Annotated in this window: 25 protein-coding genes and 2 pseudogenes; 10 read left to right on the top strand and 17 right to left on the bottom strand. The window is 71.8% G+C overall.

Features of this window, described 5'->3' with window-relative positions; translation table 11 throughout:
* Positions 1–94: 94 nt before the first annotated feature.
* Genes H9645_RS02185 through fdnG form a run of 3 tightly spaced genes read right to left on the bottom strand, consistent with a single transcriptional unit; the run spans position 95 to position 4,794 of the window.
* Entirely contained in the window at positions 95–754 is a 660-nt protein-coding gene (locus H9645_RS02185) for a formate dehydrogenase subunit gamma (RefSeq protein ID WP_191728087.1), read from the bottom strand.
* Positions 747–1,715, bottom strand: a complete 969-nt coding sequence (gene fdxH, locus H9645_RS02180) for a formate dehydrogenase subunit beta (RefSeq protein ID WP_191728086.1) — start codon at positions 1,713–1,715, stop codon at positions 747–749. Before fdxH ends, H9645_RS02185 begins: the two co-directional genes overlap by 8 nt.
* A 10-nt stretch (positions 1,716–1,725) precedes the next feature.
* Positions 1,726–4,794: a formate dehydrogenase-N subunit alpha gene (gene fdnG, locus H9645_RS02175; RefSeq protein WP_191728085.1), complete on the bottom strand. Its 3,069-nt coding sequence runs from the start codon at positions 4,792–4,794 to the stop codon at positions 1,726–1,728.
* Between the two features lie 200 nt (positions 4,795–4,994).
* On the opposite strand from fdnG, the gene H9645_RS02170 reads away from it, so the two are divergent.
* On the top strand, positions 4,995–6,278 hold the full coding sequence (locus H9645_RS02170) for an acyltransferase family protein (protein WP_191728084.1): 1,284 nt from the start codon (positions 4,995–4,997) through the stop codon (positions 6,276–6,278).
* A complete protein-coding gene (locus H9645_RS02165; protein ID WP_191728083.1) occupies positions 6,271–6,858 on the top strand; it encodes a hypothetical protein in 588 nt (195 codons plus the stop codon). The genes H9645_RS02170 and H9645_RS02165 overlap by 8 nt, the downstream gene beginning before the upstream one ends.
* A 35-nt stretch (positions 6,859–6,893) precedes the next feature.
* Here the strand turns inward: H9645_RS02165 and yghX are convergent, their stop codons facing one another.
* Positions 6,894–7,781, bottom strand: a complete 888-nt coding sequence (gene yghX / locus H9645_RS02160; RefSeq protein ID WP_191728082.1) for a YghX family hydrolase — start codon at positions 7,779–7,781, stop codon at positions 6,894–6,896.
* 140 nt (positions 7,782–7,921) lie between these two features.
* Between yghX and H9645_RS02155 the strand changes: the two genes are divergently transcribed.
* On the top strand, positions 7,922–8,158 hold the full coding sequence (locus H9645_RS02155; protein WP_191728081.1) for a hypothetical protein: 237 nt from the start codon (positions 7,922–7,924) through the stop codon (positions 8,156–8,158).
* 75 nt (positions 8,159–8,233) lie between these two features.
* Positions 8,234–8,764, top strand: a complete 531-nt coding sequence (locus H9645_RS02150) for a riboflavin biosynthesis protein RibA (protein WP_191728080.1) — start codon at positions 8,234–8,236, stop codon at positions 8,762–8,764.
* Positions 8,765–8,804: 40 nt separating this feature from the next.
* Here the strand turns inward: H9645_RS02150 and H9645_RS02145 are convergent, their stop codons facing one another.
* A complete protein-coding gene (locus H9645_RS02145; protein ID WP_191728079.1) occupies positions 8,805–9,704 on the bottom strand; it encodes a LysR family transcriptional regulator in 900 nt (299 codons plus the stop codon).
* A 56-nt stretch (positions 9,705–9,760) separates the two neighbouring features.
* Between H9645_RS02145 and H9645_RS02140 the strand changes: the two genes are divergently transcribed.
* The 5 genes from H9645_RS02140 to H9645_RS02120 all read left to right on the top strand — a co-directional run bounded on the left by H9645_RS02140 (position 9,761) and on the right by H9645_RS02120 (position 14,285).
* On the top strand, positions 9,761–10,552 hold the full coding sequence (locus H9645_RS02140; protein ID WP_191728078.1) for a DODA-type extradiol aromatic ring-opening family dioxygenase: 792 nt from the start codon (positions 9,761–9,763) through the stop codon (positions 10,550–10,552).
* A gap of 33 nt (positions 10,553–10,585) precedes the next feature.
* Entirely contained in the window at positions 10,586–11,380 is a 795-nt protein-coding gene (locus H9645_RS02135) for an SDR family NAD(P)-dependent oxidoreductase (protein ID WP_191728077.1), read from the top strand.
* A gap of 65 nt (positions 11,381–11,445) precedes the next feature.
* Positions 11,446–12,396, top strand: coding sequence for an aldo/keto reductase (locus H9645_RS02130; RefSeq protein WP_191728447.1), 951 nt, complete (start codon positions 11,446–11,448; stop codon positions 12,394–12,396).
* 130 nt (positions 12,397–12,526) lie between these two features.
* Positions 12,527–13,057, top strand: coding sequence for a cytochrome b (locus H9645_RS02125; protein ID WP_191728076.1), 531 nt, complete (start codon positions 12,527–12,529; stop codon positions 13,055–13,057).
* Positions 13,058–13,124: 67 nt separating this feature from the next.
* On the top strand, positions 13,125–14,285 hold the full coding sequence (locus tag H9645_RS02120) for an AI-2E family transporter (RefSeq protein WP_191728075.1): 1,161 nt from the start codon (positions 13,125–13,127) through the stop codon (positions 14,283–14,285).
* Positions 14,286–14,288: 3 nt separating this feature from the next.
* On the opposite strand, the pseudogene H9645_RS14125 reads toward H9645_RS02120, so the two are convergent.
* The 5 genes and pseudogenes from H9645_RS14125 to H9645_RS02100 form a co-directional block, all read right to left on the bottom strand.
* Positions 14,289–14,633: pseudogene (locus H9645_RS14125) on the bottom strand (DUF1428 domain-containing protein); the annotation flags it as partial.
* Between the two features lie 27 nt (positions 14,634–14,660).
* A pseudogene (locus tag H9645_RS14120) lies at positions 14,661–15,014 on the bottom strand (DUF1428 domain-containing protein); the annotation flags it as partial.
* Between the two features lie 85 nt (positions 15,015–15,099).
* Positions 15,100–16,197 carry an alpha/beta fold hydrolase gene (locus H9645_RS02110; RefSeq protein ID WP_191728074.1) on the bottom strand — a complete coding sequence of 366 codons (1,098 nt, stop codon included), beginning with the start codon at positions 16,195–16,197 and terminating at the stop codon, positions 15,100–15,102.
* A 180-nt stretch (positions 16,198–16,377) separates the two neighbouring features.
* Positions 16,378–17,052, bottom strand: a complete 675-nt coding sequence (azu, locus tag H9645_RS02105; RefSeq protein ID WP_191728073.1) for an azurin — start codon at positions 17,050–17,052, stop codon at positions 16,378–16,380.
* A 71-nt stretch (positions 17,053–17,123) separates the two neighbouring features.
* Positions 17,124–17,417, bottom strand: coding sequence for a DUF6522 family protein (locus tag H9645_RS02100; protein ID WP_191728072.1), 294 nt, complete (start codon positions 17,415–17,417; stop codon positions 17,124–17,126).
* Between the two features lie 118 nt (positions 17,418–17,535).
* Here H9645_RS02100 and sstT point away from each other — a divergent pair, with 118 nt between their 5' ends.
* Entirely contained in the window at positions 17,536–18,813 is a 1,278-nt protein-coding gene (gene sstT, locus H9645_RS02095) for a serine/threonine transporter SstT (protein WP_191728071.1), read from the top strand.
* Positions 18,814–18,853: 40 nt separating this feature from the next.
* Here sstT and H9645_RS02090 read toward each other — a convergent pair whose 3' ends face one another.
* The 7 genes from H9645_RS02090 to H9645_RS02060 form a co-directional block, all read right to left on the bottom strand.
* Entirely contained in the window at positions 18,854–19,138 is a 285-nt protein-coding gene (locus H9645_RS02090; RefSeq protein WP_191728070.1) for a hypothetical protein, read from the bottom strand.
* Between the two features lie 175 nt (positions 19,139–19,313).
* Entirely contained in the window at positions 19,314–21,095 is a 1,782-nt protein-coding gene (locus H9645_RS02085; RefSeq protein ID WP_225217981.1) for an EAL domain-containing protein, read from the bottom strand.
* Positions 21,096–21,254: 159 nt separating this feature from the next.
* A complete protein-coding gene (locus tag H9645_RS02080) occupies positions 21,255–21,824 on the bottom strand; it encodes a peroxiredoxin (protein ID WP_191728068.1) in 570 nt (189 codons plus the stop codon).
* A gap of 107 nt (positions 21,825–21,931) precedes the next feature.
* On the bottom strand, positions 21,932–22,543 hold the full coding sequence (locus H9645_RS02075; RefSeq protein ID WP_191728067.1) for a mechanosensitive ion channel domain-containing protein: 612 nt from the start codon (positions 22,541–22,543) through the stop codon (positions 21,932–21,934).
* Positions 22,544–22,615: 72 nt separating this feature from the next.
* Complete coding sequence (locus tag H9645_RS02070; protein ID WP_191728066.1) at positions 22,616–23,665, bottom strand: glutathione synthetase; 1,050 nt, start codon at positions 23,663–23,665, stop codon at positions 22,616–22,618.
* Positions 23,659–25,530 carry a peptidase MATCAP family protein gene (locus H9645_RS02065; RefSeq protein ID WP_191728065.1) on the bottom strand — a complete coding sequence of 624 codons (1,872 nt, stop codon included), beginning with the start codon at positions 25,528–25,530 and terminating at the stop codon, positions 23,659–23,661. The genes H9645_RS02070 and H9645_RS02065 overlap by 7 nt, the downstream gene beginning before the upstream one ends.
* The gene (locus tag H9645_RS02060) at positions 25,523–26,329 is read right to left on the bottom strand and encodes an N-formylglutamate amidohydrolase (protein ID WP_191728064.1); all 807 of its coding nucleotides are present in this window, start codon (positions 26,327–26,329) and stop codon (positions 25,523–25,525) included. The genes H9645_RS02065 and H9645_RS02060 overlap by 8 nt, the downstream gene beginning before the upstream one ends.
* Between the last annotated feature and the right edge of the window lie 85 nt (positions 26,330–26,414).

Below are 26,414 nucleotides of genomic sequence, written 5' to 3'. Positions count from 1 at the left end.
AAAGGACGGCGCGCCGCGGGGCGCGCCGGTGTGCCCCGTGGGGCAGGTTAGGCCATCGGTGCCGGCCGCGGCAAAGGCCGTGGCCGGCGTGTCGTCACTTGGCGCCGGCGTCGCGGTCGACCTCGCGCAGCCACTCGCGGTGGTGCTTCCAGGCCCAGCCGCGCGTCACCCGTCCGCGCACCATCGCGCCCATCGAGCCCTTGACCCAGAACGCCGAGTAGGCGTGGAAGATGATCAGGCAGATGAGCACCGTCGCCAGGATCGCGTGCACCACCGAGCCGAGGCGGACGACGGTGACCGGGAAGGCCGGCGCGAACCAGGGCTGCCACATCACGATGCCGGTCGCCAGCAGGCCGAGCATGCACAGCACGAGCACCCAGAACAGGACCTTCTGGCCGGCGTTGTAGCGCCCGACCTCCGGCAGCTTCTCTTCGCGCCCGGCGGCGACGTCGTCGATCTGCCGCAGCCACTGGCGGTCGCGCGCATCGATCCGGTTGGACCCGCCCATATGCCAGGCGAACAGCACGAACACCACGAACATGAAGACGCCGAAGAACGGATGCAGCACGCGCGTCCACGGCCCTCCGCCGAACAGGGCGTAGAGCCAGCTCATCGCCGGGTGGTACAGGGCCAGCCCCGACAGGCCGGCCAGCAGGAAGCCGATCGCGATCAGCCAGTGGTTGGTGCGCTCGTTGGCGGTGTAGCGGACGATTTCGCGCGGATGCCCGCGGTCGGCCGGGGTGCGCTCAGTCATGGCGGTGCTCCTCTTCGCGTGCGCGCTCGAAGGTGCCGGGCGGGTAGGCGCCCGCGGGACGGCCGTCGGCCAGCGACGCTTCGGCTTCCGCCTCGTCCACCTCGGTCACCACCTGTCGGCCGGTGCGGATGAAGTGGAAGAACCCGATCACAGCGGTCACGGCCATCGCCGCCAGCCCGATCGGCTTGGCCACGCCCTTCCACAGCGCCACCATCGGGCTGATGGTCGGGTTTTCGGGCAGGCCGCTGTACAGGGCGGGGCGGTCGGCGTGGTGCAGCACGTACATCACGTGCGTGCCGCCGACGCCCTGCGGATCGTACAGGCCGGCGTTCTCGAAGCCGCGCGACTTCAGGTCGACGATGCGGCCGGCGGCGTGGTCGGTCATCGCCTCCTTGGTGCCGAACACGATCGCCCCGGTCGGGCAGACCTTGGCGCAGGCCGGCGACTGGCCCACCGCCACGCGGTCGGAGCACAGCGTGCACTTGTAGGCCTTGTTGTCCTTCTTCGAGATGCGCGGCACGTCGAACGGACAGCCGGTGATGCAGTAGCCGCAGCCGATGCAGTTCTCCTCGTGGAAATCCACGATGCCGTTGGCGTACTGGATGATCGCGCCCGGCGAGGGGCAGGCCTTCAGGCAGCCCGGGTCCTCGCAGTGCATGCAGCCGTCCTTGCGGATCAGCCACTCCAGGCCGCCGTCCTCGGTCTCGTGCTCGGCGAAGCGCATGACCGTCCACGACTGCGCGGTGAGGTCGGCCGGGTTGTCGTAGACGCCCACGTTGCTGCCGATCTCGTCGCGCAGGTCGTTCCACTCCATGCACGCCACCTGGCAGGCCTTGCAGCCGATGCACTTGGTGGTGTCGATCAGCTTGGCCACCGAGCCGCCGGCGTGCGGCTCGCGCACGGCCGGTGGTGCGTAGGTGGTCGCGGAGCGCCGCTTGATGTCGAGTGATTGCAATGCCATGCCGGGGCTCCTATGCCTTTTCCACGTTCACCAGGAACGACTTGAACTCGGGTGTCTGCGAGTTGCCGTCGCCCACCGATGGCGTCAGGGTATTGGTCAGGTAGCCCGGCTTGGTGAGGCCGGTCAGACCCCAGTGCAGCGGGATGCCGACGTGGTGCAGGGTCTTGCCGTCGACCTGGAGCGCGCGGATGCGCTTGGTCACCACCGCCACCGCCACGATGTGCCCACGCTTGGACGTGACGCGCACGCGGTCGCCGTGGGACACGCCGATCTCCTTCGCAAGGCCCTCGCCGATCTCGACGAACTGCTCCGGCTGCAGGATCGCGTTGAGGCGGACGTGCTTGGTCCAGTAGTGGAAGTGCTCGGTCAGGCGGTAGGTGGTGCCGACGTACGGGAACTCGTCGACCTTGCCCATCGTCGCCAGGTCGGCCTCGAACACGCGCGCGGCCGGGTTGCTGGTGGCCTGCGGGTTGTCGGGGCTGAGCGGGTTGTAGCCCAGCGGCGTCTCGAACGGCTCGTAGTGCTCGGGGAACGGGCCTTCGGCCATGCCGTCGCGGGCGAAGAACCGTGCGACGCCCTCGGGGTTCATGATGAAGGGGCTCATTCCGCCGGCGGGGTCCTCGTCGGCCTTGAAGTCCGGCACGTCGGCGCCGGTCCAGGCGGTGCCGTTCCACCACACCAGCGGCCGCTTCGGGTCGAAGGGCTTGCCGGACGGATCCGCGGAGGCGCGGTTGTAGAGGATGCGGCGGTTGGCCGGCCACGCCCAGGCCCACTTCAGGGTCTGGCCGATGCCGGTCGGGTCGCTGTTGTCGCGCCGCGCCATCATGTTGCCGTCCTGGGTCCAGGCACCGGCGTAGATCCAGCAGCCGCTGGACGTGCTGCCGTCGTCGCGCAGCTCGCCGAAGCCCGAGACCTGCTCGCCGCGGCGGCGGGTGATGCGGGTCGGGTCGCGCGGGTCGGCCAGGTCCTGCAGGGCCCGCCCGTTGTACTCCATCGCCAGCTCCGACGCGCTCGGGTGCGCGGGCTGTGCGTACTGCCAGGTCAGGTTGAGGATCGGGTCCGGGAACGCGCCGCCCTCGGCCTGGTACAGCCCGCGCATCCGCAGGAACAGCCCGGCCATGATCGCGATGTCGGTCCTGGCCAGGCCCGGCGGCTCGGCGCCCTTCCAGTGCCACTGCAGCCAGCGGCCGGAGTTCACCAGCGCGCCTTCCTCCTCGGCGAAGCAGCTGGTCGGCAGGCGGAAGACCTCGGTCTGGATGGCCGACGGGTCGACGTCGTTGGCGTCGCCGAAGTTCCTCCAGAACTCGGAGGTATCGGTCGCCAGCGGGTCCATGACCACCATGAACTTCAGCTTCGACAGCGCCGAGATCATCTTGGCCTTGTTCGGCGCCGCCGCCAGCGGGTTGAAGCCCTGGCAGATGTAGCCGTTGACCTTGCCCTGGTCCATCAGCTCGTAGGTCTGGAGCATGTCGTAGGGCTTGTCGAGCTTGGGCAGGTAGTCGAAGGCCCAGTCGTTCTCCGCGGTGGCGGCGTCGCCATACCACGCCTTCATCAGGCTGACGTGGAACTTCGGGTAGTGCTGCCAGTAGCTGAGCTGGTTCTCACGCAAAGGCTTGAGCGTGCGCGAGGCGATGTAGGTGCCGTACTCCTGCTCGTGCTCGTTGGGCAGCGTCAGGTAGCCCGGCAGCAGGTTCGACATCAGCCCCAGGTCGGTGAGCCCCTGGATGTTGGAGTGCCCGCGCAGCGCGTTCATGCCGCCGCCGGCGATGCCGATGTTGCCCAGCAGCAGCTGCAGCATCGCGCCGGTGCGGATGATCTGCGAGCCGATGGAGTGCTGGGTCCAGCCCAGCGCGTACAGGATGGTGCCGGCGCGGTCGGGGCTGGCGGTGGACGCCAGCAGGTCGACCACGGCGTGGAACTGCTCCTGGGTGGTGCCGCAGACGCGTTCGACCATCTCCGGCGTGTAGCGCGCGTAGTGCTTGCGCAGCAGCTGGTAGACGCAGCGCGGGTGCTGCATCGTCGGGTCGGTGACCACGAAGCCGTCGTCGCCGCGCTCGTAGTCCCAGGTGGCCTTGTCGTAGCGCCGGCGCTCCGCGTCGTAGCCGGAATAGAGGCCGCCGTCGAACGCGAAGTCCTCGCGCACGATGAAGGTCATGTCCGTGTAGTTGCGGACGTACTCGTGCTGGATGCGGTCGGTCTCGATCAGGTTGCTGATCGCCGCGCCCAGGAACACGATGTCCGTGCCGGTGCGGATCGGCGCGTAGTAGTCCGCGACCGACGCCGAGCGGTTGAACCGCGGGTCGACCACGACCAGCTTGGCGCCGTTGTGCGCCTTGGCCTCGGTGACCCATTTGAACCCGCAGGGATGGGCCTCGGCTGCGTTGCCGCCCATGATCAGGACCACGTCCGCGTTCTTGATGTCGACCCAATGGTTCGTCATCGCTCCACGGCCAAACGTCGGGGCAAGACCTGCCACCGTCGGGCCGTGTCAAACGCGGGCCTGGTTGTCGAATGCGAGCAGGCCGAGCGAGCGCGCGACCTTGTGGGTGATGTAGGCCGTCTCGTTGCTGGTGGCCGAGGCCGCGAGCATGCCGGTGGTGATCCAGCGGTTGACGGTGCGGCCCTCGGGCGTCTGCGCCACGAAGTTGGCGTCGCGGTCGTCCTTCATCAGGCGTGCGATGCGGTCGAGCGCGTCGTCCCAGCCGATCGGCTCCCAGGTGTCGGAGCCGGGCGCCCGGTATTCGGGCTGCTTCAGCCGGTTCGGACTGTGGATGAAGTCGATCAGTCCGGCACCCTTGGGGCACAGCGTGCCGCGGTTCACCGGGTGGTCGGGATCGCCCTCGATGTGGACGATGGCGGAGGCGGCGTTCTTCGCGCCGTCGCCAAGGCCGTACATCAGCAGGCCGCAGGCAACCGAACAGTAGGGACAGGTGTTCCGGGTCTCGGTCATCCGCGCCAGCTTGAACTGGCGGACTTCGGCCATGGCCGGCGCCGGACTGGCGCCGAGCAGGGCCAGGCTGGAACCGGCGAGGCCGGTGCCCGAGACCTTGAGGAACTGCCGTCGATTCATGTTGACCATGAAGCGATCCTCGAGTCGTGGTGGCTGGAAGGCCCGGCGTGCCGGGCCACCTTGGCTTGTGCGCGCGTTCCGCGCAGGCACGCCCCAGCATAGTCCGGGCAGGTTGCAAGGTAAACGCGGCGGCGGAAGCCGTTGGCGGGCAATAGGTGGGCTCTATCGCGGCCCCGTAAGATGCGGCGACCCCGTCACGCGGAGACCCCATGGCACAGGCATTCGATCGCGACCCGTATCCCGACGCCCTGCGTGCCTGCGCGCTGCTGGTGGTGGTGCTCGGGCACTGGGTCGCGACCCTGCCTCGGCTGGCCGACGGGCAGCTGGTCGACACCGACCACCTGCTCGGCATCTGGGATATGGCCGGCGTCCTGACCTGGCTGGTGCAGGTGGTGCCGCTGTTCGTGTTCGTGTCCGCCGCGGTCAGCGCCGACGGCGTGGCGCGGCGGCTGCGGCAGCACCGGCAGGCGCAGTGGTGGGCCGGGCGCGCGCTGGGCCTGGCGCGGCCGACGGTCACCTACCTGGCGGTGCTGGTGGCGCTGGCGGCGGTGTCGCTGTTCACCGGCGGACGCCTGCTGGGCGTGTTCAACCAGTCGCTGACGATCCATCTCTGGTTCCTGCTGATGCTGCTCACCGTGCAGGCGCTGCTGCCGTGGTGCCTGCGCCTGGATGCGCGCTTCGGCCTGCGCGCGGTGCTGGGGCTGGTAGCGGTGGCGGCGGTGCTCGACGTGGTGCGGGCCGGCGCGTGGACCCCGGAGGCGCTGCGCTGGCTGGGCCGCGGCGTGGCCGACAGTCCGCCCGGCGTCGCCTGGCTCAACATGCTGGTGGTCTGGCTGCTGCCGCAGCAGCTCGGCATCGCGTGGAAGCGCGGGCGCTTCCGCGGCGTGCGCGCGGGCGTGGGCCTGGTGCTGCTCGGATGCGCATGGCTGGCCTGGGCGATGGCGAGCGGGTATCCGGTGGCGATGGTCGGCGTGGCGCTGGCGGGCAACAACATGCTGCCGCCGACGCTGGCCCTGGTCGGCGTGATGTGGCTGCAGGTGGGCGCCGTGCTCGCGTTCGAGCCGGTGGCGCGGCGCCTGCTGGCGGGCCGCGCGCTCGGGCGCGTGATCGCGGTGCTGGGCGCGCTCGGCATGCCGCTGTATCTCTGGCACAAGCTGGCCGAGCTTCCGGCCGCGTGGCTGGGCGAAAAGCTCGGGCTGCCGATCGATGCCGGCGTTCCGGGAGAGCCCGGCTTCTGGCTCGGGCGCGCGGGCTGGATCGCGCTGTGCCTGCTGGTGGTGGCGCCGCTGGTCGCACTGGTGGTGCGCTACGAACTGCGGCGCACGCGCGAGGTGCCCGCCGTCGAGGCCCTGGCGCCGGTGCTGCTGGGCGGGCTGGCGCTGTACCTGGGCCTGGCCTCGGCGCTGGTCTGGGGCGTGTGGCCGGGCGCGCTGGTGGGACTGGCGGGCGTGGCGCTGGCCTCGCGGCGGCTGCGGAAACGCGGCGATGCCTGAGCCGGGCGCGCCGCAGCGCGTGGCCCGGCTGGTGTCGATCCTGGTCCATCCGGTGGTGGCCATGCTGGCCGCGGCCGCGGTGGCCACGGATGGCGCGGCTTCGCCGGCGCTGCGATGGCAGGCGCTCGCCTCGGTCGCGGCGGCCGCGACGGCGGTGATGCTCTACAGCGGACTGAAGACGCGTTCGGGGCGCTGGGCACACGTCGACGCGTCGCAGCGGCACGAGCGCGCGCAGCTCAACCGCTTCGCGTCATGGCTGTTGTTCGTGCTGGCGGCCGGCCTCGCGATGGCGGGCGTGCATGCCGGCATCGTCGCCACGATCGCGCTGTCGGGCGCGATCGTGCTGGCCGGCCACCTGCTGCGGTGCTGGCTGAAGAGTTCGCTGCATGTCGCCTTCGCCGCCTTCGCGGCCTGCATCGCCTGGCCGCACGTGCCCGCGACGGGCGTGCTGCTGGCGGCGACGGTGGCGGTGGCCTGGTCGCGGTTGGCCCTGCGCCGGCACCTGCCGGCCGAGGTGCTGTCGGGTGCGCTGCTTGGCGTCGCGGCCGGCGCCGCGCTGCACGCCATCATGCGGGGCTAGAGCCCGGCGCCCATCCGGGCCCGCGCCCGGCGGCCTCAGGCCAGGTGGCGCCTGAACCAGGCGATCGTGCGCTCCCAGGCCAGCTTCGCCGCCGCCTCGTCGTAGCGCGGCGTCGAATCGTTGTGGAAGCCGTGCTGCGTGCCGGGATACACGTGGGCTTCGTATTCCGTGCCCGCCGCCCGCAGCGCGGCCTCGTAGGCCGGCCACGTCGCGTTGACGCGCTCGTCGGTCTCGGCGAAGTGGATCAGCAGCGGCGCCTGGATGCGCGGCACGTCTTCAGGCCTGGCCTGGCGGCCGTAGAAGGGCACGGCCGCGGCCAGCTCGGGATAGGCCACCGCCGCCGCGTGCGACACGCCGCCGCCATAGCAGAAGCCGGTGATGCCGACCTTGTCCGTGGTGCGCGCATCGGCCATCAGAAACTCGATGGCGGCGAAGAAGTCGTTCATGAGCTTTTCGGGGTCGACCTTCGCCTGCAGCTCGCGGCCGCGCTCGTCGTTGCCGGGGTAGCCGCCGACGGAACTCAGGCCGTCGGGCGCCAGCGCCGCGAAGCCGGCCTTGGCCACGCGCCGGGCGACGTCCTCGATGTAGGGATTGAGGCCGCGGTTCTCGTGCACCACCACCACGCCCGGCACCGGGCCTTCCGCGCCGACCGGCAGCACCAGGTAGCCGCGCACCTGGCCATGGCCCTTCGGCGACGGATAGGTGATGTAGTCCGCGCGGATGGCGGGATCGGTGAACCGGACCTGCTGGGCCAGCGCATAGTCCGGGCTCAGCGCGGCCAGGATGGCGACGGCGCTCATGCCGCCGATCGCCAGTGCCCCGGCACGGTCCAGGAACTGCCGGCGGCTGATGCGGCCATGCACGTAGCCGTCGTAGAGCTCGAGCAATTCGGGCGGGAAGTCCTTCGCGGTCAGGCGGGCCATGTGGCGCTCCTCTCATGCAGGCGGGCGCGCCCACGATAGCGCAGGACCGCGACGCGCTTGACCCGGGTCAAGGACGCGCGGCGGGGCGGCGCCGACCATGGCCGCCGCCGGGGATGCCGGCGCCATGACTGGAGAGCCACATGCAGTTCGAACTCGACGCCCGGCCCGACGCCGCCACGCTCGCCACGGCGCTTCGCCCGCTCGATCCCGACGCGAAGATCGCCCTCGACGGTGCCAGCGGACGCCTGGACGTGATCTCCAGCGCCAGCAGCGAGCAGGTCGCCGCTGCGCTGCGCCAGGCCGGTTACGCGGTCCAGCCGGTCGTGCAGGAGCTGCACGTCAGCGGCGGCAGCACCTGCTGCGGCGGCTGCGGCTGAGGACGCACGCGACCGCTCACGCGGGCGGGACGAAGCCCTTGCCATCATCGGCGCAGCCCACCAGGAGCCAGCGCCGTGTCCGACAATCCGCTGACCGGAGAGGTCTCGAACAGCAAGCTCGCCGCCGTGTTCGACAGCAGTGCCGACGCGCGCGCCGCCGCGGCCGCGCTACTCTCGGAAGCCGGCCTGCAGCCGCAGCAGGTCAAGGTGGTCGGTCCCGACGAGCCTGACGCGAACATCAAGCTGGAGCCGGAGGGCAGGGGCATCTGGCGCACCATCGTGGTGGCGCACGTGAAGCTGGGCATCGTCGGCGCGATCCTGGGTGCGATCGCGTTCGGGATCATGATGTGGGCCGGGCTGCCGTTCGTGACCCGTTCGCCCGTGGCCGCGGCCGCGGCGACGATCGCCTTCGCCACCGTGGGTGGCCTGCTGCTCGGCGGCCTGGTATCGATCCGCCCGGACCACGACCGCTACGTCCAGGCCACGCACGACGCCATGGAGGCGCGGCGCACCACCGTCGTGGTGCACGCGCTGTCCAAGGACGAGCAGCAGCGGGCCAGCGAACTGCTGGCCGCGCGCGGCGCGGAGGTGACCGCCACGCTCTGACTCGGCGTTGCGGTCCGGCTCCGGTCGCGGGCCATCCGCCTCAGCGCGGCGGCGGAATTTCCGGACGCCCGTTGGCAAAGGCTTCGGCCAGGTAGTCGATCATCACCCGCACCTTGGCCGGTGGCCGGCGGTCGGGCGGATAGAGCACGTGGATGCCGCCCAGCTCGACGCACGGCCGGTCGAGCTCCAGCACCGTGAGCTCGCCGCGCGCCAGCGCCGCTTCCACGATGAATTCCGGCTGGTAGATGATCCCCTGGCCGCGCACCGCCGCCGCCAGCAGGGCGTCGCCGTTGTTGGCCAGCAGGTTGCCGCTGGCCGGCACGCGGACGTCGCCGTTGACGCCGAAGGCCCAGTGCCCGCGCCCCTGCGTGCCCGAGAGCGTGTAGCCCAGGCAGTTGTGCTGCACCAGGTCGGCCACCCGCCGCGGCACGCCGCGCGCGTCGAGGTAGGACGGGGACGCACAGACCAGCATCGGGCTGTCCCCCAGGCGCCGCGCCTGCAGCGGGCTGTCCGCCAGCCGGCCGATGCGCACGGCGAGGTCCCAGCTGCCGGCGACGAGGTCGAGTTCGGCGTCGCTCAGGCTCAGCTCGACCGTGACCTCGGGATGGCGACGGCAGAACTCCGGCACCAGCGGCGCCACGAAGCAGCGCCCGAAGGACAGGGGGACGTTCATGCGCAGCAGGCCGCTGGCCTTGATCCGCTGCGAGGCGACCGCGGCCTCCGCCTCGTCGATGTCGGGCAGGATCCGCAGGCAGGCCTCGAGGTAGTCGCTGCCGGCCTCGGTCAGGGCCAGGCGGCGCGTGCTGCGGTGGAACAGCTTCACGCCCAGGCGGGCCTCGAGCGCGTTGACGTGCTTGGTCGCCATCGCCGGCGACATGCCGAGGTGGCGGGCCGCCGCGGACAGGCTGCCGTCGGTCGCGGCGCGGACGAAGACGCGCATGCTGGTAATCCGGTCCAACCCCTGGCAACGCCACCGATGCTGAGCGCGTCGGGCGCATGCCCGTCCTCTTCATTCCCCACGGCGCCGGTCCCTGCTTCTTCATGGACTGGAACCCGGCCGATACCTGGGACCGCATGGCCGCCTTCCTGAAGGGCGTGGCCGGCACGCTGCCGCAGGCACCGCGGGCAATCGTGCTGGTCTCCGGGCACTGGCTGGAGCCGGGCTTCAGCGTCACCGGCAGCGCCCGTGCGCCGCTGATCTACGACTACAGCGGCTTCCCGGCGCATACCTACGAGCTGACGTATCCCGCGCCCGGCGAGCCGGCCCTGGCCGAGCGCATCGTGCAGCTGCTGCGCGACACCGGCGAGCCGGCACGCGTCGACCCGCAGCGCGGCTTCGACCATGGCGTCTTCATCCCGCTCAAGCTGATGTTCCCGAAGGCTGACATCCCGGTGGTCCAGCTGTCGCTGCGGCGCGACATGGATCCCGCCGCGCACATCGCCGCCGGCCGCGCCCTGGCCGCCCTGCGCGACGAGGGCGTGCTGATCGTCGCCAGCGGCATGAGCTTCCACAACATGCGCGGCTACGGCGATCCGCGCTACACCCCGGTGTCGGCGCGCTTCGACGAATGGCTGACCGCGGCTGTTGAAAGCGGAACGCCACGGCGCGAGGCCATGCTCCGCGACTGGGCCAGCGCCCCGCACGCCCGCGACAGCCATCCGCCGGGCGGCGAGGAGCACCTGCTGCCGCTGCTGGTCGCCGCCGGCGCCGGCGCCGGCTCCGACGGCCGCAAGGTCTATTCCGAGGAGGTCATGAAGACCACCCTGTCCGCCTTCCGCTTCGGCTGATCCACGGCCGCGCCCCATCGAGGAGATTCCCCCATGAAGATCGATCTTTCCGGCAGGTCCGCCATCGTCACCGGCTCCACGGGCGGCATCGGCCTGGCCATCGCCACCGGCCTGTCGAAGGCCGGTGCCACCGTCACCATCGTCGGCCGCAGCCAGGCGCGCGTGGACGGGGCGCTGGCGAAGCTGCGCAAGGACGGCGGCCGCGACGACGCGACCGGCGTGGTCGCCGACCTCGGCACCGCCGAAGGCGCCACCGCGCTGACCGCCGCGCGCCCCGACGCCGACATCCTGGTCAACAACCTCGGCATCTACGGCGCGCGCGAGTTCTTCGACATCGACGACACGCTGTGGGACGAGTACTGGCAGGTCAACGTGATGGGCGGCGTGCGCCTGTCGCGCCACTACGCGCGCGGCATGCGCGAGCGTGGCTGGGGTCGGATCCAGTTCGTGTCCAGCGAATCGGCGCTCAACATTCCCACCGAGATGGTCCACTACGGCGTCACCAAGTCGGCGCTGCAGGGGCTGTCGCGCGGCCTGGCCAAGGTGCTGGCCGGCAGTGGCGTCACCGTCAACACCATCCTGCCCGGCCCCACGCGGACCGACGGCGCGGTGGAGATGATGGCCGCGCTCGCCGCCGGCCGTGGCGTGACTCCGGAGGAGATGGAGGCGCTGTTCCTGGCCGAGAACCGGCCGTCGAACCTGCTCGGCCGCTTCGCGACGCCGGAGGAGGTCGCCAGCCTCAGCGTCTACGTCGCCTCGCCGCAGGCCAGCGCCACCACCGGCTCGGCGCTGCGCGTCGACGGTGGCACGGTGGAGACCATTGCCTGATCCTTGCGGGATGGTTCCGCGGGCCTTGCACGGGGAACGACATGCACATTCTTGAGGAGTTCAACATCATGCAGAAGCGCAGGCTGGGCCACGGCGGCCCCGAGGTCGCGCCCCTCGTCTTCGGCGGCAACGTGTTCGGCTGGACCGCCGACGAGGCCACCTCGTTCGCGCTGCTCGACCGCTTCGTCGAGCGCGGCTTCAACGCCATCGATACCGCCGACGTCTATTCCGCCTGGGCCCCCGGCCTGTCGGGCGGCGAATCCGAGGCCGTCATCGGCCGCTGGCTGGCCAGGCGCGGGCGCCGCGATGACGTCGTGCTCATGACCAAGGTCGCCAAGTGGGCGCCGCGGAAGGGCCTGTCGGCGGCCAACATCCAGGCCGCGGTCGAGGATTCGCTGCGCCGGCTGCGCACCGACCATCTCGACGTCTACTTCGCCCACGAGGACGATGCCGGCGTGCCGCTCGAGGAAACGCTGGCCGCCTTCTCCAAGCTGGTGGACGCAGGCAAGGTGCGCGCCGTCGGCGCCTCCAACTACGACGCCGCGCGCCTTCGCGAGGCGCTGGCGATCTCGGCCGACCGCGGATTCGCACGCTACGAGGTGCTGCAGCCGGGCTACAACCTGTACGACCGCGCGGGCTACGAATCGGAGCTGGCCGCGGTGGCGGAGGAGCATGCGCTCGGCGTGGTGAGCTACTTCTCGCTGGCCAGCGGCTTCCTGACCGGCAAGTACCGCAGCGCCGCCGACCTCGAAGGGAGCGCGCGCGCCGGCTTCCTCGGCGGCTACTTCGATGCGCGTGGCCTGGCGCTGCTGGAGACGCTGCGCGGCGTCGCGGACGACCTCTCCGCCACGCCGGCCCAGGTCGCGCTGGCGTGGCTGATGACGCGCCCGCAGGTCACGCCGATCGCCAGCGCCACCAGCCTCGCGCAGCTCGAGGACATCATGGGCGCGGCCGACCTGGTGCTGCCCGCGACCGCGCTGGAGGCGCTCGACGCGGCGAGTCGGCCCGCGGCCTGAGCCGATCACGCCGTCGCCGGGTTGCACGCGCAGCCCGGCGAGCGCGGCACATGCGCCGTTACGATGGACGTCGGGGACGGCCATGCCGCGCCTTGCATCGTTCAGCCCATCCGACAGACAGGAGCCTTCCATGAGCCGTGACACCCGGGACCGCTACGGCACCGTTTCCCGCCTCTTCCACTGGGCCGTGGCTCTGCTCGTCTTCTGTCAGGCGCTGAAGCTCTTCGACCGCATCGACGACGGCGAACACTGGGTCGGCCAGACGCTGGTGCCCTGGCACGTCTCGATCGGCGTGCTGGTGCTGCTGCTGATGGTGCCGCGCATCGCCTGGGCACTGCGCAACCGCGGCAACCGCCCGCCGGCGCCGCCACCGCCCGCGCTGGGCCTGCTGGCCAGGGCCGGGCACGTGGCGCTGTACGCGGCGCTGCTGCTGATGCCGCTGTCCGGCATCGCGATCATGCTCGGCAACGGCTATGGCCTGAGCGCCTTCGGCGTCGAGCTGGTGGCCGGGGGAGCTGAGATCCCGTGGCTGGCGAGCTTCGGCGGCGCGGTGCACTCGCCCCTGGCCTGGTTGCTGGTGGCGATGGTGCTCGGCCATGCCGGCATGGCGCTGGTGCACCATTTCGCGAAGCGCGACGGCGTGCTGCGGCGCATGCTCTGAGCGGCGACGGCTGTACCGGCGGCGGAAGCCTGTCAGACTCCGGCTTCCGCCCGCCACCGTCATCGCAATGCACACCATCGAACTGCAGCGCAAGGTCTTCCTCTTCCTGTTGCTGGCGGTGACGCTGGCCTTCGGCTGGGTCCTGCTGCCGTTCTACGGCGCGGTGTTCTGGGCGGTGATCCTGGCGCTGCTGTTCTCGCCGCTGCACCGCCGCCTGCTGGTGCGGATGCGCGGGCGGCGCAACCTCGCGGCCCTGTCGACGCTGCTGGTCTGCCTGCTGATCGCGATCCTGCCGGTGGCGCTGATCGGGGTGTCGCTGGTGCGGGAGGCCTCGTCCATCTTCCAGCGCGTGCGCGAGGGCGACATCGGCTTCGCACACTACTTCGAGCAGGTCATGCGCCTGCTGCCGGACTGGGCCAGCGACCTGCTGGGACGCCTCGGCCTCGGCACCATTCCCGAGCTGCAGGACAAGCTGGCGGACGGCGCCGCGACGCTCAGCCAGGTCGTCGCCACCCAGGCGGTGAACCTGGGGCAGGGCACGATGCAGTTCTTCGTGTCCTTCGCGATCATGCTCTACCTGCTGTTCTTCCTGTTCCGCGACGGCGCCATGCTGGCCGCGCGCATCCGCCACGCGATCCCGCTGAACGAGGCGCACAAGCGCGCGCTGCTGGGCAAGTTCACCACCGTCATCCGCGCCACGGTCAAGGGCAACATCGTCGTGGCCCTGGTGCAGGGCGCGCTCGGCGGCCTGATCTTCTGGATCCTGGACGTGCAGGGCGTGGTGCTGTGGTCGGTGGTGATGGCCTTCCTGTCGCTGCTGCCGGCGCTGGGCACGTTCCTGGTGTGGGGCCCGGTGGCGATCTACTTCCTGGCCACCGGCTCGGTGGTCCAGGGCCTGGTGCTGATCGGCTATGGCGTGTTCGTGATCGGGCTGGTGGACAACATCCTACGTCCCATCCTGGTCGGCAAGGACACGCGCATGCCCGACTACATCGTGCTGGTGTCGACGCTGGGCGGCATGGCGCTGTTCGGGCTCAACGGCTTCGTGATCGGGCCGCTGATCGCCGCGCTGTTCATCTCGGCATGGGACCTGTTCTCGGCGCCGGCCGAGGCGGTGGATGCCGCCTCGGATGCCGGCGCGGACCTCGACGCCGGCGCGGACCTCCATGCCGGCCCGCCAGCCCGTGGCAGGGCCATGGACCAGGCGGCGCCCGACGGCACCGCCTGAGGCTCAGGACGACCGGGCGGAATCGAAGACCGGCTCGAAGCCGGCCCACATCATGCGCTTGCCGTCGAAGGGCATCTCCGGCATGTCCTGCATGGCCGGGTCCTCCTGCATCGCCTTCGCCGCGCGGTCGCAGGTGGCGCGGTCGGGCCAGGCGATCCAGCTGAACGCCGCGACTTCGCCGTCCACCGCCTTGGTGGCACGGTAGAAATCGGTGCGCTTGCCATGGGGCACGTCCTCGCCCCAGGCCTCGACCACGCCGTCAGCACCGGCTTCGCCGAACATCTCCCAGCCCTTGCGGGCCATGTCGGTGTAGGCGGCCTTGTTCCCGGCCGGGACGGCCAGGGCGAAGCCCTGGTAGTAGTCCGAGCCCATCGGCTCGCCCGCCTCCAGCACCGGCGAGAAGCCGCCGTAGATCATGCGGCTGCCGTCGAAGGGCATCGGTGGCAGCGCGGCCATCGCTTCGTCGGTCTCCATCGCCTGCCATGCGGCGTCGCAGGTGGCGCGGTCGGGCCAGGCGATCCAGGAGAAGACGACCGTCTCGTCCCCGCCGGCCTCGACCGCGCGGTGGAAGTCGGTGGTGTGGCCGTGCGGGACGTCGACGCCCCAGGTCTCGACCATGCGCGTCGCACCGTGCTTCGCGAACACGTTCCACGAGGCGGCGGCATGGGCGATGTAGTCCTGCTTGCGGGCCGTGGGGACGGCGGCGACCAGGCCGGTGTAGTAGGGCATGCGATGTCTCCAGGGGGAGCGGGGCGGCGGCCCCGGCGGATGCCGGAGGCGCGGCCACGTTAGCGGCCGGAATGTTGCGCGCGCGTCATCCGCGGCTGCCGTCCGTCGGCGGAACGGGATCGGCCGCACCGGACAGGATGCCCGGCGCGTCGCAGGCCGGCTGCCCGAACCAGTCCAGGACGGCGGGCGCCAGCACGTCGAGCTGCATCGGCAGGCTGAGGTGGTCCTGCCCGGCCAGCTCGATGTAGCGGGCGTGGGGCGCCGAGGCCGCCAGCGCGCGGCCATGCGCGACCGGCACGTGGCGGTCGGCGTCGCCGTGCACCAGCAGCGGGCAGGGCACCCCGGCCAGCGCGGCCGCCACGTCCACGCGGTCCAGCGGCAGGCCCAGGGTGTCGCCCGCGCGCTCGATCGCGGCGTCGAGCACCGCATCGTTCAGCCGCCAGCGCAGCCATTGGCGGGTCAGCCAGGCCGAGGGAGGCGCCGGCGCGTTGGTGAGCATGTAGGGGACCATGTCGCGGATCGCGTCGTCGGCCATGGCGAAGGATTCCATCGCGACCACGCGCTCGGCGCCCAGCGCCGGATCCGCGCCGGCGAAGATCGCCGTGGCGGCCCCGTAGGACACGCCGAGGACGTGCAGCGGGCCCACCACTTCGCCCTGGCGGCGTAGCGCGGCCACCACGTCCACCACGTCGGCGGCCTCGCGCATGCCGTAGCCCGAGGGTGCGGTGCCGGAGCGGCCGTGGTTGCGCAGGTCGATCGAAATCGTGCGGTAGCCGGCCTCGCCCAGGCGCAGCGCCCAGGGCAGCATCGAATCGCCGTGCATCATCCAGCCGTGCAGCAGCACGACGGTGCCGCGCGGCGTGCCGGCGGGGCCGGTGGGCACCTGGAAGTCGAGGTCGGGGAAGGTGTCGGCCACGCCCAGGTCGCGGGGCCAGGACATCCGCAGCGCGTAGTCCGCGGGATCGATCGCGCGCCAGAAGACGTCGACGCCGGCGCGCGTGGTGACGCGGCCTTCGCGGTCGCGCAGCCGCGCCAGCGCGGCGTCGATCGGCGCGCGCGGCAGCAGCGGCGAGGTCCCGTCGGGCGCGACCAGGTGGGCGGCCAAGGAGGCCGGCAGGCCCGGCAGCGAAGAGAAGCCGGCGAGCAGCAGGCAGGCGAGGAGGAGGGCGGCAAGGCGGAGCATTCGGGCGGCGCGCTGGACAAGGCGGTCCAGCGTGCCGGGCGCCCGGCGCCGGCTCTACCGCAGCCGCATGACAGTGTGATGACGATTGTCGGGACGTTCAGGCCGGCATCCTCCCCGTGAACGCGGACGCCCGCGCCGGAGCTGCCGGCGTGGGCGTCGACGAGCGGTCCTGCGGTGGCGTCAGCCGACGCTGATGCTGCCCTTCATGAGGGCCGCATGGCCGGGGAAGCTGCAGAAGAACTCGTAGGGGCCGCCGTCCTTGATCTTCGACACGTCGAAGGTGACCGAGGTGCTCTCGCCGCCGCCGATCATCTCGGTCGCGGCGATGATGCGGCTGTCGCCGGCCTTGACGTAGCCGGCCGACGCGCCGGCACTGATGCCGTCCGCGGCCACGCCGGCCATGTCGGAGGTGGCGGCGATGACCACGTTGTGGCCCATCGCGGCCTCGGGCAGGCGGCCGACGTGGGTCAGGTTGATGGTGAACTCGCTGCAGCTCGCCGGCACGGTGATCGACGACACGTTGAACTTCATCATGTCGTTGCCCTCGATCGCGACGCTGCAGCCGGTGACGGCGGCGTCGCCAGCGGCGGCCGGAGTGGCGCCGGCGGCGTCCACCGCGCCGGTCTCGCCGGTGGCGGTCGAGGTGCCGTCCAAGGGCGCGGCGTCGACGGGCACATCAGGGGTGGCGGCATCGTCGGCCGGAGCGGTGCCTGCCGGCGTCGTGGTATCTGCCGGCGTGGTCGGCGCCGGAGGCGGCGTCGCAACGGCCGGATCGGCGGGCTGCGGGGACTCGCCGCCGCAGGCGGACAGGGCCAGGGCACATGCGGCGGCGATCAGGGATGCTTGCAGTTTCATGGAATCCTCGTGGTGGGAGAGAACAGGGGGATGATGCCGTTTCGCGGGCTGATCCGCGTGTGAAGGCGGCGTCAGGCCGGTGCAGTTCCGCGCGGGGGCGGCGGGGGCGGATCGATGCTCCGGCCCCGGGCATCGACCACCAGCCGCGCGCGCCGGCCCTGGTGGTAGAAGCTGGCGCGGTAGAGGCCCGCGTCCTCGCCGGTGCCGCGCTCGCACAGCACGCTCACCTTGCCGCGGGCCATCAGCCCGCGGAATTCCTCCACCTCCAGGCCCAGCTCCCGGGCCACCAGGGCACCGTCGACCTCGATGTCCGGGCGGTCGGCGAGTTCGAGCGGGATGGCGTCGCCCACGGCGTCCTCCGTCATGTGTACCGATGCAGGCAGGCTCGCCGTTCGCCGCGCCGCCCGCATTGACCTGGGTCATGCGGGTGGCCGCCGCCGCGACGCCCTATCATGGCCGGCTGCAGCATTCCCGGATCCGCACATGCCACTCCCGTCCTTCCTGCGCCGGCCGAGCCTGGTCACCCAGATCGTCATCGGCCTGCTCGCCGGCGTCGTCCTCGCCCTGGTCTCGCCGCGGGCGGGCGCGGCGGTAGGCCTGCTCGGCACCATATTCATTTCCGCGCTGAAGGCGGTGGCCCCGGTGCTGGTCCTGGTGCTGGTGGCCGCGTCCATCGCCAACCACCGGCAGGGCCAGGACACGCGCATGCGGCCGATCCTCGGCCTGTACCTCGTCGGCACGGTGATGGCGGCGCTGGTGGGCGTGGCGGCGAGCTTCCTGTTTCCGACCACGCTGGCGCTGGACGTGCCGGCCGACGCCGCGCTGAGCGCGCCGGGCGGCATCGGCGAGGTGCTCCGGACCCTGGTCCTGAAAGTGTTCGACAACCCCTTCAACGCGCTGGTCGACGCGAACTACATCGGGCTGCTGGCCTGGGGCATCGCCATGGGCCTGGCGCTGCGGCAGTCGGGCGATGGCACCCGCCGGGTCCTGTCCGACTTCTCGGAGGCGGTCACGCGCGTGGTGCGGCTGGTGATCCGGCTGGCACCGGTGGGCGTATTCGGGATCGTGGCCTCGATGCTCGCCGAGACCGGGCTGTCGGCGCTGCTCGACTACGCGCACCTGCTGGCGGTGCTGCTGGGCGCGATGCTGTTCGTCGCGCTGGTGGCCAATCCGCTGCTGGTGTTCGCGGTGACCCGGCGCAACCCCTGGCCGCTGGTGCTGCGCTGCCTGCGCGAGAGCGGCATCACCGCCTTCTTCACCCGCTCATCGGCGGCCAACATCCCGGTGAACATGGAGCTCTGCGCGAAGCTCGGCCTGCACCGCGAAACCTGCTCGGTGGCGGTGCCGCTCGGGGCCACGGTCAACATGGCGGGCGCGGCGATCACCATCTCGGTGCTGTCGCTGGCCGCGGTGCACACGCTCGGCATCCAGGTCGACCTGGCGACGGCGCTGCTGCTCAGCGTGGTCGCGGCGATCGGCGCCTGCGGCGCGTCGGGCGTGCCTGGAGGATCGCTGCTGCTGATCCCGCTGGCCTGCGGCCTGTTCGGAATCAGCGATGAAGTCGCCATGCAGGTGGTGGCGATCGGCTTCATCGTCGGCGTGGTGCAGGACTCGGCGGAGACCGCGCTCAACTCGTCCACCGACGTCGTGTTCATCGCCGCGGCCTGCGGCGTGACCTCGGGGCGGGACGTGGAGGGGTGGGACGCGGCAGGCGGATCCGTCCTGCCGGAGCTTGCAGGCGACGGCAGGACGGAGGCCTGAGCTGGAGGCGGCGCGCCAGCAGGCGGGCCGCGGCGGGCGGTCAGCCCTTGGTGCCGGCCTTGGCGGCCTTGGGCTCGACCTTGGTGGCCTTGCGCGTGGTGCTGCGGGCGGTATAGGGGCGCAGCGGCGTGTTGCCGAGGACTTCGATGCGACCGCCGGCCTTCTTGAATGCGGCGACGTCGGCGGCGATGCGCTGGCTGGTCAGGTGCGCGGCGCTGGTGGCGGCCGCGCTGCCGCTGCGGCGCAGCGGGGCGGAGGCGCGTGGGCGCGCGGCGGCCGGGGCGGCGGCGGTGCTGGCGGTCTTCTTGGTACTGCTGCGGGACATCTCGACTCCTGTCGTGGGTGCCTGCGGCGCGCGCAAGGGCGGCGGGCAGGCCTGCGGAGGGCGGCCATGGGCAATGCGGGGACTCGGTCCCCGGGAGTGGGGCGCGACGCGCCCTGGGATTTGCTGCCGGACCAGGACGCTGCTGGCAGCCGCGGAGGGCATGCGCGTCCTGCGGCTATTGTAGCAATCGCGCATTAACAAAATGTTCGCCAGGTATTGACGCCGGCTTGACGCCGTGGCAGCTGCGCAGCAGGGCGACGAATTCGCCGGGCGGCAGCGGTCGGGCGATCCCGAATCCCTGCGCCGCGTCGCACCCGGCGTCCAGCAGCCAGGCGCGCGTTGCGTCGTCCTCCACGCCCTCGGCCGCGACGCGTGCGCCGAGTTCGTGCCCCAGATCGATGCTGGCGCGCACGATGGCCTGGTCCGAACGCGACTCCAGCAGCGGTTGTACGAAGGACCGGTCGATCTTGAGCTCGTCCGGGGCCAGGCGCCGAAGGTTCACCAGCGACGAGTGTCCGGCACCGAAGTCGTCGACCGAGATCCGGATCCCGCAGGCGCGCAGCCGCGGAAGCGCGCTGGCGACGTGCTCGGGCTCGCGCATGACCTCGGTCTCGGTGATTTCCAGCATCAGCCCGATCCGGCTGCCGGCGCTGGCCTCGATGATGGCGTCGACCAGCTGCGCGTCGGCGAGGTCGTTGGCCGAGACATTGATCGAGATGTGCAGGGGATGCCCGGTGTCGGGCCAGTCGCGGGAGTGCTCGAGGCCATGGCGCACGAGGTAGAGGGTCATCTCGCCGATGGTTCCGGCCTGCTCGGCCGCCGGCACGAACGTGTCGGGATCCAGCGTGCCCAGCCGCGGGTGTTCCCAGCGGGCCAGCAGCTCGGCGCCGATCCAGTGGCCGCTGCGCAGGTCGATCCTGGGCTGCAGGGCGAAGCCGAGGCTGCCGTCGGCGATGGCCTCGCGCAGCCCGGCGACCAGCGCGGCGTCGGCGGGAGCGCCGTGTCCGCGGGTCGCCGCCACGGCGGGGCCGGGCCGCGCCGGGCGCCGTCGCCATGCCAGCAGCGCGAGGCCCGCGAGCAGCAGCGCCGCCCCGGCCAGGTCTGTCGTGCGCCAGTCCGTCCGGGCGGCCGCATCCGCTGCGGCGTCGCCCGAGCCCCGCATGACCGGGCTGCCGATCCACTGCACGTAGAGCTCGTTCTGCACGCCCGAACGCCCCAGCCGCTCGAGCGCACCGTTGACCAGGGGCACCAGGTCCGGGCGCCCGCGCCGGATGGCGTACACATACTTGCGCTCCAGCAGCGGCGGGCTCAGGGCGACCAGGCCATGCAGGTCCGACCGCCGGATCGCGTCGTAGCCGATCCCTGTCGGAACCAGCGCGTAGTCGGCGCCGCCGCTGGCGACGAGCTGCAGCGTGTCGCCCTCGTTGTCGAGTCCGACGATGCTGACGTCCGGCCGGTCGAGGTCGCGCAGTGCCTCCCAGGCCAGGCCGGCGTCCTGCACCGCGACCCGACCGCCCGCGAGCGCGTCCAGGGACGCGACCGCCGGGGTCTCGTAGTGGCCGAACAGTGCGTGGTGGCGCAGCAGGATCGGTTCACTGAACAGGAAACGGCGCCCGCGCTCCGCGGACCAGAACATCGGCACCGCGTCGAGTTCGCCGCGGTCGAGGCGTTCCAGCGTCTCAGCCCAGTCGCCGAGCTCCACCACCAGGTCCAGGCCGAGGTCGGCGGCGACGGCCTGCGCCAGGTCGATGTCGAAGCCGTCGGCTTCGCCCCGGGCGTTGCGGAAGTGGTACGGCGGATAGTTGGCATCACCGCCGAGGCGCAGCGTCCCGGTGGTCGACGAGGCTCCGTCCGCCGCGGGCGCCAGGGCGGGGTGCAGTCCGAGCGCGAGGACCAGCAGCACCTGCCACCACCAGCGTGGTCGCCCGCGTCCCTGGCCCTTGCCATCCCCTTGCATGATCACAACAGCGTCCCCAGGCGGCGCCAGACCGAGTAGTAGCACGGTTCAGGTGGCTTTTGGCATCCCGGCCGGTCCGGTCATGGCCGCGGGGGGGGGCCGTCGACGCGCTACGCGCACCCCGGCTGTCGGGCGTGTCCAACTGCGATCCGCGCCGTTTCAGTCGCCGCTGGCGGAGCGGTCCGCACCCGCGCCGGGAACGCTCTCCAGCATCCGCTTCACGTGCTGCGCCGGGTTCATGTCGGAGTGCACGGCCAGCACGCGGCCATCCTGGCCGATCAGGTAGGACGTGCGGCTGGACATCTCCGGCTTGCGATCCAGCACCGCGGCATAGTCGGCGGCGATCTTCGCGCCGGGATCGGCCGCCACCGGGAACTTGCCGGCGCAGGTGGCCTTGTCGGCGGAGAACGCCCGCAGCTGGTCGGTGTTGCCGGCGGTCACGCCGATCACCGACACGCCGCGGGCCCTGAAGTCGTCCACCGCCTGCGAGAACAGCGAGGCCTCGATGTTGCAGCCGGGCGTGTTCGCGGCCGGGAAGAAGTAGAGCACCACCGGGCCGTCGCGCAGGGCCTTCGTCAGCGAGTATTCGAACGGCTCGCCCGCGAGCCAGGCCGGCGCGGTGAAGTCCGGCGCGGGATCACCCGGCTGCAGCGTCGCGCGGGCCTGGAACGAGCACGCGGACGCGACCGCGAGGGCGGCGAGGACGAGGCTGCGCGTGATGGTGTTCATGGCGGGCTCCTGGCGAGCGTCGATTCTAGCGGCCGGCGACAGGGTCGTTGCAGCACCGTGCGTCGGCTCGTCGCGGAGCCGCGCGGAGCGCGATGCCGGCGTGCACCTCAGACGTCCAGGCCCGATTCCCGGCGCCGGCTGGCCTTGAGCGCGCGCCTGCGGTCCTCCGCGCTGCGCCAGCGGCGCACGCTGCGCTGGAAGAACAGGCTGTTGGGCACCCGCAGCACGCTGCCGCGGGGTTCGCCGGCGTCGTCGACTTCCTGCAGCGTGGTGTAGACGAGGTTGATGTCGGTGACGCGGCCGCCCAGCCCGGGCTTGTCGCCGCTTTCCAGGATCTCGACGTGGTCGTGCAGCCGGAACGGGCGCGTGGCCAGGATCAGCATCGTGCAGAAGATGTTCGACAGCACGCTCCAGGCGGCGAAGAAGGCCACCGCGGCCACCGCCGCGAAGCCGGTGAACGCCGTCCACAGCACCGTGCCCGAGACCCCGAGCCGCTGCAGCACCAGCAGCACGGCCGCCGCCGAGATCAGGAACGTCACCACCCGCCGCGAGCCGATCACCAGCTCCGGCGGCGCGTCGTAGCGCGCCCAGATGCGGTCGCCGACGCGGCGCGCCACCAGGCGCAGCAGCCACGCCGCCAGCAGGATGAGTGCGACCTGGCCGAGGGGGATGATCACCCCCAGCCATTCCTGCACCCAGACGGGCAGATGTCCGCTCATCGCTGCTCCCCGACGGCGCCTTGCCGTCGCGGCCGCGATTGTCCCAGATCGATCCGGCGCACGGAACGCGCGCTACATCACAGCAAGCGTGCGGTTGTCGAACTGTCCGGGGTGCTGGCGGCGGATCTCGAGCTTGCGTTCGATCGCCGCCAGGATCTCCGCGGCGAAGTTGACGCCGGCCATGGTGCTGCACGAGCCGAGGTTGCCGGGCGAGAACACGTTCACCTCGAGGACGGTGTCGCCGATGATGTCGACGCCGACCAGGAACATGCCGTCGCGCAGCAGCTTGGGCCGGATCATCTCGGCCACGCGCAGTTCGCGCTCGGTGATGCGCACCGCGCGCGCCTTGCCGCCGGCGTGGATGTTGCTGCGGATGTCGCCCTTGGCGCCGACGCGGCGCATCGCCGCGTACTTCGTCCCGACCCTGAGCGGCTCGCCGTTCATGAGGAAGAAGCGGATGTCGCCCTTCTCCGCGCCCGGCACCCAGGCCTGGGCGATGATGTAGCCGTCGCGCCCGATGGCCTCGACCATCTGGTTGAGGTTCTTGCCGGTCTTGCCGTCCAGCAGGAACACGCCCTGGCCGCCCGAGCCCTGCAGGGGTTTCAGCACCACCTTGCCGCCGTGCGCCCTGGCGAAGTCGCGGATGTCGGCCGTGGAGCGGCTGATCAGGGTCTCGGCGCGGACCTCGCGCGGGAAGGACTGGAAGTAGAGCTTGTTGATCGCCTCCGACAGCGAGGCCGGGTCGTTCAGCACCAGGCAGCCGCGGGCCGCGGCCAGGCGCCCGAACTGGATGCCGGCGAACTCGGCCCAGGGGCGCTCGCCGGCGTCGTTGGAGGGATCGTTGCGCAGCATCAGCACGTCGATCGAGGCGATCTCGATCAGCTCGCGCGGGCCCGCGGCCTGCAGGTCCTTGAAGAACTTCGGCCGCCCGCGCTTGCTGCCCTTCGCCGCGGGCAGCATGCGGGCATGGACGCGCAGGTCGTCGTCGGTGCCGAGGACGAAGTCGCCGGGGGTGATGTAGGCGACGTCGTGCCCGCGGCGCGAGGCCTCGTGGGCGAGGATGGTGGTGGTGTAGCCCTCGTATTCCAGCTCGATGTCGTTGACGAAGAAGGCGATCAGCATGGTGCGGGGTCCTGCAGGTGGTCGAGGAAGGTACCCCCGGCGCGGATGCGCGCGATGCGCGCCCGCGCCTCGGGGCGGGTGAGGAATTCGGGGATGGCGGCCGGTGCGCGGAGGATGCCGCGCGCCTGCAGCTCCTCGACCATCGGCACGTGGGCTTCGGCGATCTTGCCCAGCCAGAACGGATCCAGGTCGCGGCCCCCGGCGACGAAGGCGAACACCTGGCGCAGCCCGCGCAGGTAGATGGCGTCCTTGGCCAGGCCGCCGGAGCGGAACACGCGGGCGACGATGGTGAAGGCGGTGCGCGCCGCGAAGCCGTGGTCCTCGACCAGGCTGCGGTGGCACTCGCCGAAGCCGGCGCCGGCGAGCATCGCGTCCACCACCAGCACGCGCGCGGCCAGCAGCCGCAGCCGCGCCGGCGTGAGCCCGCCGACCAGGTATTCGGCGAACACGCCCAGGCCTTCCTGCACGCCTTCGTAGCCGGCCAGCCCGGCGCCGAAGATGCCCAGCCCCTGCTGGCCGCCGTTGATGCAGGTGAGCACGTGCACGCCGACCTCGTGCTGCAGCAGCGCGTCCAGGCGCGCGCGGCGCATGCGGGTGGCCGTCGACACCAGCACGCTGTTGCCGCTGACCATGAGCCCCGGCGCGAGGTCCTCGCGCAGGCAGACCTCGGCCTTGAACACCGGCACCTTGTGGCGATAGCGCGCGATCATCCGCTGCGCGGCGTCGCCGACCTCGCGCGCCCCGACCATCTCCGGATCGTCACTCGGCGGCTCGGCGACGCGGGCGAGGATGCCGTGCGCGTCCTCCAGCAGGGCGGGTTCGACGGCGCCGTACAGCATCACCGAGCCGTGCCGGAACGCGGGCGTGTTGCGGCACTGGAGCAGGGTCAGCTGCAGGTCGAGTTCCTGCCGCTTCTGCTGGAACAGCGTCTCCAGCACCGGATCCTCCACCGCGCGCAGGTCGATCGCGTGCAGCGCGCGCTTGGCCAGCGCGGGGTCGACGGTCAGCGGGCGGTAGCGGAAGCGGGGTTCGGGCGCGGCCTGTCCGCGGCTGCGCTCGAACTGCTCGACGGTGTCGATCGGCGAGACGCCGAGCAGGAAGTCGAAGGAGCGGCTGATGCGGGCGAGTTCGCGATCGGCGACCACGGCCGCCTCGATGTAGCGGCTGCGCCCGAGCGAGCGGTGCTGCGGCGCCGGGCGGCCGCTGCCGGCGGCGACGAAGGCGGCCGCGGCGCGCAGGAGCGCATCGAACACCCGGGTTTCCAGCTCGTGGAAGACCTGCGGATAGATGCCGCCGTTGCCGCCGGGCACCAGGTGGATGCGCGGCAGTCCCAGCGTCAGCCGGGACGTGCGCGCGTCGTCGCGGGGCAGCCCGGAGGGCAGGGCACGGGCATCGGCATCGTCGAGGCGTTCGATCCGGGGCTCGCGCAGGTCGATGCACAGCCCGGCCAGCGCCGCGGCGAGTTCGTCGGCGGCCGCCAGCGCCGCCGGGTCGCCGCTGCAGCCGATGCTGAAGCGGAACGGTTCCAGGCGCGCGCTGTCCTCGCCAAGGCTGTCGTCGCCGGCGAGGTCGTGGAGGCCGATTATCAGCAGGTGGGGGCAGTCCTGGAGCTGCCTCGCCACCACGCTGCGCACGCAGTCGGCCACGCCGGCGTCCCCGTCGCCGGCAGGCCAGAGGATGCTCGCTGGACTGATCGCGGCCACGCGCCGGGCCAGGCTGTGCGCGGTGTCGTCGCTGCGGTGCGCGACCAGGAAGGGCAGGGGGCGGTCGATGTAGACGCGACCGCCGTCCGGCAGGGCGTGGTGGCGCGGGCCGTCATCGGGCCGATCCGGCGCCGGAGCGCGCGCGGGCGTCCGGTCAGCCATGGCGGTCGAGCAGGCCGCGCGCGGTGTCGACCACGTGCGCGATGAAGTCGCGCATGGCGGCCAGCTCCGCCGGGTCGGGCGCGCCGCTCCATTCGTCCATGAAGAACTTCTTGAACTCCAGCGCGATCGCGCAGCCGTGTTCCGGGTGGCGTTCGTGCACGAATCGGGTGAGGGCGCCGCGGCCCTGGAAGGCCACGTTCTCGCGCACGTCCAGCCGGCGCCCGCGGAAATCGAAGTCGCGCATGGCGTCCATCAGCGGATCGAGCACCGGGGCCCAGCGCGCCCTCGGCATCGAGAAGGTGCCGATGTTGATGTCCGGAGCATCTGCCTGCGGCGTCGGCCGCGCGGCGGGCCCGTCGCGGCGGTGGTTGTAGCTGTGGACGTCGATGAGTACGTAGGCGCCGTGCGACTCGCGGATGTCGTCGAGCAGCTGGCCCATCATCGCGTAGAAGGCGCGGTGCAGGCGCAGCGAGCCTTCGACCAGCGCTTCGTCCGGGGCTGTGGCCCAGACCCGCAGGCCCCAGGACTGGTCCGGCGTCCGGTAGAAGGCCTCGTCCTCGCCGCGGTTGAGGTCGACCTCGAAGCGCGAGCGGCCGGCGATCACGTGCGTGGGCGCGGCGGCGGCGGCCTGGCCGGTCCAGGGGTCCTCCTCGCGCAGGCGTCCGGCCTCGTCCAGCGCCATGGCGTCGGCAATGGCGGGGCGCAGGCCGTGGCCGTCGTGGATGGCGGTGGCGAGCACGCGGTCGTCGCTGCGCTGCACGGTCCACCAGGGCGTGGCATGGGTGTGGGCGGTCTCCATGGCCGTCGGTTCTACGCAGGATGGCGTGACCGGCGCGAAAACGCGGCCGTTGGGTATCCTTGGCCGGTTGGCGCCGTTCGCGGCG

Source organism: Luteimonas colneyensis, from assembly GCF_014836665.1.
GTDB lineage: Bacteria > Pseudomonadota > Gammaproteobacteria > Xanthomonadales > Xanthomonadaceae > Luteimonas > Luteimonas colneyensis.
This window is presented reverse-complemented; position numbering and strand designations above follow the sequence as displayed.

Coding starts and splice junctions, on each gene's coding strand:
- H9645_RS02135 (WP_191728077.1), top strand. CDS start 10,586: ATGAAGATCGATCTTTCCGGCAGGTCCGCCATCGTCACCGGCTCCACG.
- H9645_RS02170 (WP_191728084.1), top strand. CDS start 4,995: ATGGCACAGGCATTCGATCGCGACCCGTATCCCGACGCCCTGCGTGCC.
- H9645_RS02080 (WP_191728068.1), bottom strand. CDS start 21,824: ATGAACACCATCACGCGCAGCCTCGTCCTCGCCGCCCTCGCGGTCGCG.
- azu (WP_191728073.1), bottom strand. CDS start 17,052: ATGAAACTGCAAGCATCCCTGATCGCCGCCGCATGTGCCCTGGCCCTG.
- yghX (WP_191728082.1), bottom strand. CDS start 7,781: ATGGCCCGCCTGACCGCGAAGGACTTCCCGCCCGAATTGCTCGAGCTC.
- sstT (WP_191728071.1), top strand. CDS start 17,536: ATGCCACTCCCGTCCTTCCTGCGCCGGCCGAGCCTGGTCACCCAGATC.
- H9645_RS02120 (WP_191728075.1), top strand. CDS start 13,125: ATGCACACCATCGAACTGCAGCGCAAGGTCTTCCTCTTCCTGTTGCTG.
- H9645_RS02100 (WP_191728072.1), bottom strand. CDS start 17,417: ATGACGGAGGACGCCGTGGGCGACGCCATCCCGCTCGAACTCGCCGAC.
- H9645_RS02065 (WP_191728065.1), bottom strand. CDS start 25,530: ATGGCTGACCGGACGCCCGCGCGCGCTCCGGCGCCGGATCGGCCCGAT.
- H9645_RS02110 (WP_191728074.1), bottom strand. CDS start 16,197: ATGCTCCGCCTTGCCGCCCTCCTCCTCGCCTGCCTGCTGCTCGCCGGC.
- H9645_RS02185 (WP_191728087.1), bottom strand. CDS start 754: ATGACTGAGCGCACCCCGGCCGACCGCGGGCATCCGCGCGAAATCGTC.
- H9645_RS02155 (WP_191728081.1), top strand. CDS start 7,922: ATGCAGTTCGAACTCGACGCCCGGCCCGACGCCGCCACGCTCGCCACG.
- H9645_RS02145 (WP_191728079.1), bottom strand. CDS start 9,704: ATGCGCGTCTTCGTCCGCGCCGCGACCGACGGCAGCCTGTCCGCGGCG.
- H9645_RS02165 (WP_191728083.1), top strand. CDS start 6,271: ATGCCTGAGCCGGGCGCGCCGCAGCGCGTGGCCCGGCTGGTGTCGATC.
- fdxH (WP_191728086.1), bottom strand. CDS start 1,715: ATGGCATTGCAATCACTCGACATCAAGCGGCGCTCCGCGACCACCTAC.
- H9645_RS02070 (WP_191728066.1), bottom strand. CDS start 23,665: ATGCTGATCGCCTTCTTCGTCAACGACATCGAGCTGGAATACGAGGGC.
- H9645_RS02125 (WP_191728076.1), top strand. CDS start 12,527: ATGAGCCGTGACACCCGGGACCGCTACGGCACCGTTTCCCGCCTCTTC.
- H9645_RS02060 (WP_191728064.1), bottom strand. CDS start 26,329: ATGGAGACCGCCCACACCCATGCCACGCCCTGGTGGACCGTGCAGCGC.
- H9645_RS02075 (WP_191728067.1), bottom strand. CDS start 22,543: ATGAGCGGACATCTGCCCGTCTGGGTGCAGGAATGGCTGGGGGTGATC.
- H9645_RS02090 (WP_191728070.1), bottom strand. CDS start 19,138: ATGTCCCGCAGCAGTACCAAGAAGACCGCCAGCACCGCCGCCGCCCCG.
- H9645_RS02085 (WP_225217981.1), bottom strand. CDS start 21,095: ATGCAAGGGGATGGCAAGGGCCAGGGACGCGGGCGACCACGCTGGTGG.
- H9645_RS02140 (WP_191728078.1), top strand. CDS start 9,761: ATGCCCGTCCTCTTCATTCCCCACGGCGCCGGTCCCTGCTTCTTCATG.